The following is a 5,645-nucleotide window of genomic DNA, read 5'->3' as shown; positions in this document are numbered from 1 at the left end:
AGGTGATGGGAGGGCGCGGAACGCAAAAAGCCCAGCCTGAGAGGGCTGGGCTTTTTGGGGCTGTAAGAGCCTGACGATGACCTACTTTCACACGGGAACCCGCACTATCATCGGCGCTGAGGCGTTTCACTGTCCTGTTCGGGATGGGAAGGAGTGGGACCACCTCGCTATGGTCATCAGGCATAAAGGGTTGCTGGGCTGATGGGATCAGCCTGGCGAATTCATAGAGTTTGGAATCAGCGTGAATGGTTGAGTGCGTCAACTTGGCATAACACTTTGATCGACTGGATCAAAGTTATAGGGTCAAGCCGCACGAGCAATTAGTATCGGTTAGCTTAACGCATTACTGCGCTTCCACACCCGACCTATCAACGTCCTGGTCTTGAACGACTCTTCAGGGGGCTCAAGGCCCCGGCAGATCTCATCTTGAAACGAGTTTCCCGCTTAGATGCTTTCAGCGGTTATCTCTTCCACACTTAGCTACTCGGCAATGCCACTGGCGTGACAACCGATACACCAGAGGTGTGTCCACTCCGGTCCTCTCGTACTAGGAGCAGGCTTCCTCAAATCTGCAGCGCCCACGGAAGATAGGGACCAAACTGTCTCACGACGTTTTAAACCCAGCTCACGTACCTCTTTAAATGGCGAACAGCCATACCCTTGGGACCGGCTACAGCCCCAGGATGAGATGAGCCGACATCGAGGTGCCAAACACCGCCGTCGATATGAACTCTTGGGCGGTATCAGCCTGTTATCCCCAGAGTACCTTTTATCCGTTGAGCGATGGCCCTTCCATACAGAACCACCGGATCACTATGTCCTGCTTTCGCATCTGCTCGACTTGTCAGTCTCGCAGTTAAGCACGCTTATGCCATTGCACTATCGTCACGATGTCCGACCGTAACTAGCGTACCTTCGAACTCCTCCGTTACGCTTTGGGAGGAGACCGCCCCAGTCAAACTGCCTACCATGCACTGTCCCCGATCCAGATAATGGACCTAGGTTAGAACCTCAAACACACCAGGGTGGTATTTCAACGTTGGCTCCACAAGATCTAGCGACCCTGCTTCAAAGCCTCCCACCTATCCTACACAGATCTGTTCAAAGTCCAATACAAAGCTACAGTAAAGGTTCATGGGGTCTTTCCGTCTTTCCGCGGGGAGATTGCATCATCACAAACATTTCAACTTCGCTGAGTCTCAGGAGGAGACAGTGTGGCCATCGTTACGCCATTCGTGCAGGTCGGAACTTACCCGACAAGGAATTTCGCTACCTTAGGACCGTTATAGTTACGGCCGCCGTTTACTGGGACTTCAATCAAGAGCTTGCACCCCATCATTTAATCTTCCAGCACCGGGCAGGCGTCACACCCTATACGTCCACTTTCGTGTTTGCAGAGTGCTGTGTTTTTAATAAACAGTCGCAGCCACCGATTTTTTGCAACCCATTCATGCTCCGTTGTTCACTTCACACTAATAGGGCACACCTTCTTCCGAAGTTACGGTGTCAATTTGCCGAGTTCCTTCTCCTGAGTTCTCTCAAGCGCCTTAGAATACTCATCTCGCGCACCAGTGTCGGTTTGCGGTACGGTCGTGTGCAGCTGAAGCTTAGTGGCTTTTCCTGGAACCTCGTTCAGTCACTTCACCAGCAAGCTGGCTCGATCGTTGGCCTCGGTATATGACGGGCGGATTTGCCTACCCATCGCCTACTTCCAACTAAACCGGGATATCCAACACCCGGATGACCTATTAAGATCCGTCCCCACATCGCACTACACATCGGTACAGGAATATTGACCTGTTTCCCATCAGCTACGCATCTCTGCCTCGCCTTAGGGGCCGACTCACTCTACGCCGATGAACGTTGCGTAGAAAACCTTGCGCTTACGGCGAGGGGGCTTTTCACCCCCTTTAACGCTACTCATGTCAGCATTCGCACTTCTGATACCTCCAGCACGCTTTACAACGCACCTTCACAGGCTTACAGAACGCTCTCCTACCACTTGCAATAAATTGCAAATCCGCAGCTTCGGTAACTGGCTTAGCCCCGTTACATCTTCCGCGCAGGACGACTCGATCAGTGAGCTATTACGCTTTCTTTAAATGATGGCTGCTTCTAAGCCAACATCCTGACTGTTTTAGCCTTCCCACTTCGTTTCCCACTTAGCCAATTTTAGGGACCTTAGCTGGCGGTCTGGGTTGTTTCCCTCTTGAGTCCGGACGTTAGCACCCGGTGCTCTGTCTCCCAAGCTGTACTCTTCGGTATTCGGAGTTTGCCTTGGTTTGGTAAGTCGCCATGACCCCCTAGCCAAAACAGTGCTCTACCCCCGAAGGTAATACTTGAGGCACTACCTAAATAGTTTTCGGAGAGAACCAGCTATTTCCAAGTTTGTTTAGCCTTTCACCCCTATCCACAGCTCATCCGCTAGTTTTGCAACACTAGTCGGTTCGGACCTCCAGTACCTGTTACGGCACCTTCATCCTGGCCATGGATAGATCACTTGGTTTCGGGTCTACACCCAGCGACTGATCGCCCTATTCGGACTCGATTTCTCTACGGCTTCCCTATTCGGTTAACCTTGCCACTGAATGTAAGTCGCTGACCCATTATACAAAAGGTACGCAGTCACCCTTGCGGGCTCCTACTTTTTGTAAGCATGCGGTTTCAGGATCTATTTCACTCCCCTCCCGGGGTTCTTTTCGCCTTTCCCTCACGGTACTAGTTCACTATCGGTCGATGATGAGTATTTAGCCTTGGAGGATGGTCCCCCCATATTCAGACAGGATTTCTCGTGTCCCGCCCTACTTTTCGTTAGCTCAGTACCACACAGGTCTTTTCACATACGGGGCTATCACCCGCTATGGCCAGCCTTTCCAAGCTGTTCTGTTAAGTCTTGTGCTATCACTAACAGGCTTCTCCGATTTCGCTCGCCACTACTTTCGGAATCTCGGTTGATGTCTTTTCCTCGAGCTACTGAGATGTTTCAGTTCACCCGGTTCGCCTCGCATACCTATGTATTCAGTATGCGATACCTTTCGGTGGGTTTCCCCATTCGGAAATCTCCGGATCAAAGCTAATTTGCCAGCTCCCCGAAGCTTATCGCAGGCTATCACGTCCTTCGTCGCCTATCATCGCCAAGGCATCCACCACATGCTCTTATTCACTTGACCCTATAACTTTGACGTTTCTTCACAGAAACCAAAGTCAATCAAGGAATTACCAGGTCTTTCACCTGGCGCGTTATGCCGTCTTCATAAATCGATTTGACTCGAAATTGAAGTTCATTTGACGCAATCAAAAATTCATGCTGCTGACGGCACGGTGAGCCATGAAGCTCTTTCCGTCAGCAGCGCTGATTCGACTCTATGAATTTTTAAAGAACAGCCGATTGATCAGGAGATCCCGATCAACAACAAAGAAGCCTCATGCTTGCGCACAAAGCCGCTTTGGTGTTGATTGCCTCGGTATCGAACGCCCCACAGGCGCTCGCGTTGGTGGTGGAGGATGACGGGATCGAACCGACGACCCCCTGCTTGCAAAGCAGGTGCTCTCCCAGCTGAGCTAATCCCCCAAGGGTCCACAATTGACACCTATGACCATTGGAAGAATTGGTGGGTCTAGTTGGGCTCGAACCAACGACCCCCGCCTTATCAAGACGGTGCTCTAACCAGCTGAGCTACAGACCCATGTCGATGCAATCGACTTCATCCAACAACCGATAAGTGTGGGCGTTCAATTTAAATGGCTTGTTTCCAGAAAGGAGGTGATCCAGCCGCACCTTCCGATACGGCTACCTTGTTACGACTTCACCCCAGTCACGAACCCTGCCGTGGTAATCGCCCTCCTTGCGGTTAGGCTAACTACTTCTGGCAGAACCCGCTCCCATGGTGTGACGGGCGGTGTGTACAAGACCCGGGAACGTATTCACCGTGACATTCTGATCCACGATTACTAGCGATTCCGACTTCACGCAGTCGAGTTGCAGACTGCGATCCGGACTACGACTGGTTTTATGGGATTAGCTCCCCCTCGCGGGTTGGCAACCCTTTGTACCAGCCATTGTATGACGTGTGTAGCCCCACCTATAAGGGCCATGAGGACTTGACGTCATCCCCACCTTCCTCCGGTTTGTCACCGGCAGTCTCACTAGAGTGCCCAACTGAATGTAGCAACTAATGACAAGGGTTGCGCTCGTTGCGGGACTTAACCCAACATCTCACGACACGAGCTGACGACAGCCATGCAGCACCTGTGTTACGGTTCTCTTTCGAGCACTAAGCCATCTCTGGCAAATTCCGTACATGTCAAAGGTGGGTAAGGTTTTTCGCGTTGCATCGAATTAAACCACATCATCCACCGCTTGTGCGGGTCCCCGTCAATTCCTTTGAGTTTCAACCTTGCGGCCGTACTCCCCAGGCGGTCAACTTCACGCGTTAGCTTCGTTACTGAGAAAGTGAATTCCCAACAACCAGTTGACATCGTTTAGGGCGTGGACTACCAGGGTATCTAATCCTGTTTGCTCCCCACGCTTTCGTGCATGAGCGTCAGTGCAGGCCCAGGGGATTGCCTTCGCCATCGGTGTTCCTCCGCATATCTACGCATTTCACTGCTACACGCGGAATTCCATCCCCCTCTGCCGCACTCCAGCGATGCAGTCACAGATGCAGTTCCCAGGTTGAGCCCGGGGATTTCACAACTGTCTTACATCACCGCCTGCGCACGCTTTACGCCCAGTAATTCCGATTAACGCTTGCACCCTACGTATTACCGCGGCTGCTGGCACGTAGTTAGCCGGTGCTTATTCTTACGGTACCGTCATTAGCCCCCTTTATTAGAAAGGGCCGTTTCGTTCCGTACAAAAGCAGTTTACAACCCGAAGGCCTTCATCCTGCACGCGGCATGGCTGGATCAGGCTTGCGCCCATTGTCCAAAATTCCCCACTGCTGCCTCCCGTAGGAGTCTGGGCCGTGTCTCAGTCCCAGTGTGGCTGGTCGTCCTCTCAGACCAGCTACAGATCGAAGGCTTGGTGAGCCTTTACCTCACCAACTACCTAATCTGCCATCGGCCGCTCCATTCGCGCAAGGCCTTGCGGTCCCCTGCTTTCATCCGTAGATCGTATGCGGTATTAGCACAGCTTTCGCTGCGTTATCCCCCACGATTGGGCACGTTCCGATGTATTACTCACCCGTTCGCCACTCGCCACCAGGATTGCTCCCGTGCTGCCGTTCGACTTGCATGTGTAAGGCATGCCGCCAGCGTTCAATCTGAGCCAGGATCAAACTCTATAGTTCGATCTTGAATTTTTCGCTCGATTTCTCAAGCAACTCATAAAAACGGAATTGAAGTGAACTTCACTTCTATTCTCATGAGCGTTTAAAGTCCGAAGACTTCGTTCCGAAGAACTTGGCCATTCGCCTCAAACGCCCACGCTTATCGGCTGTATGTTTTTAACGATCACCGCGCTTAGCATCCCGCTTCGCGCTTCACTTCGCTGCGATCAGCGAAGCCCTCTATTATTACACGATTTTCAGAAGATTCGAAAAACTTTTGAAGTTTTTTTCTTCCCCCTCTCCGCTCATCTCAATACCACCCCGGAGAGCAACATCAAGATCCGTGTTTAGCGGAGCCTTCGATTATGACACGGT

Annotated in this window: 2 tRNA genes and 3 rRNA genes; all 5 read right to left on the bottom strand. The window is 51.8% G+C overall.

Annotation, left to right across the window (positions count from 1 at the left end):
• Positions 1-68: 68 nt before the first annotated feature.
• Positions 69-181: ribosomal RNA gene (gene rrf / locus AC1DEK_RS30000) — 5S ribosomal RNA — on the bottom strand.
• A 118-nt stretch (positions 182-299) separates the two neighbouring features.
• Positions 300-3,170 (bottom strand): 23S ribosomal RNA (locus AC1DEK_RS29995).
• A gap of 325 nt (positions 3,171-3,495) precedes the next feature.
• Positions 3,496-3,571 (bottom strand) — tRNA-Ala (locus AC1DEK_RS29990).
• Between the two features lie 38 nt (positions 3,572-3,609).
• A tRNA-Ile gene (locus AC1DEK_RS29985) sits at positions 3,610-3,686 on the bottom strand.
• Between the two features lie 70 nt (positions 3,687-3,756).
• Positions 3,757-5,291 (bottom strand): 16S ribosomal RNA (locus AC1DEK_RS29980).
• The 16S, 23S and 5S rRNA genes sit together here with 2 tRNA genes alongside, the layout of an rRNA operon.
• Between the last annotated feature and the right edge of the window lie 354 nt (positions 5,292-5,645).

Source organism: Variovorax sp. 10N420, assembly GCF_056394705.1.
This window is presented reverse-complemented; position numbering and strand designations above follow the sequence as displayed.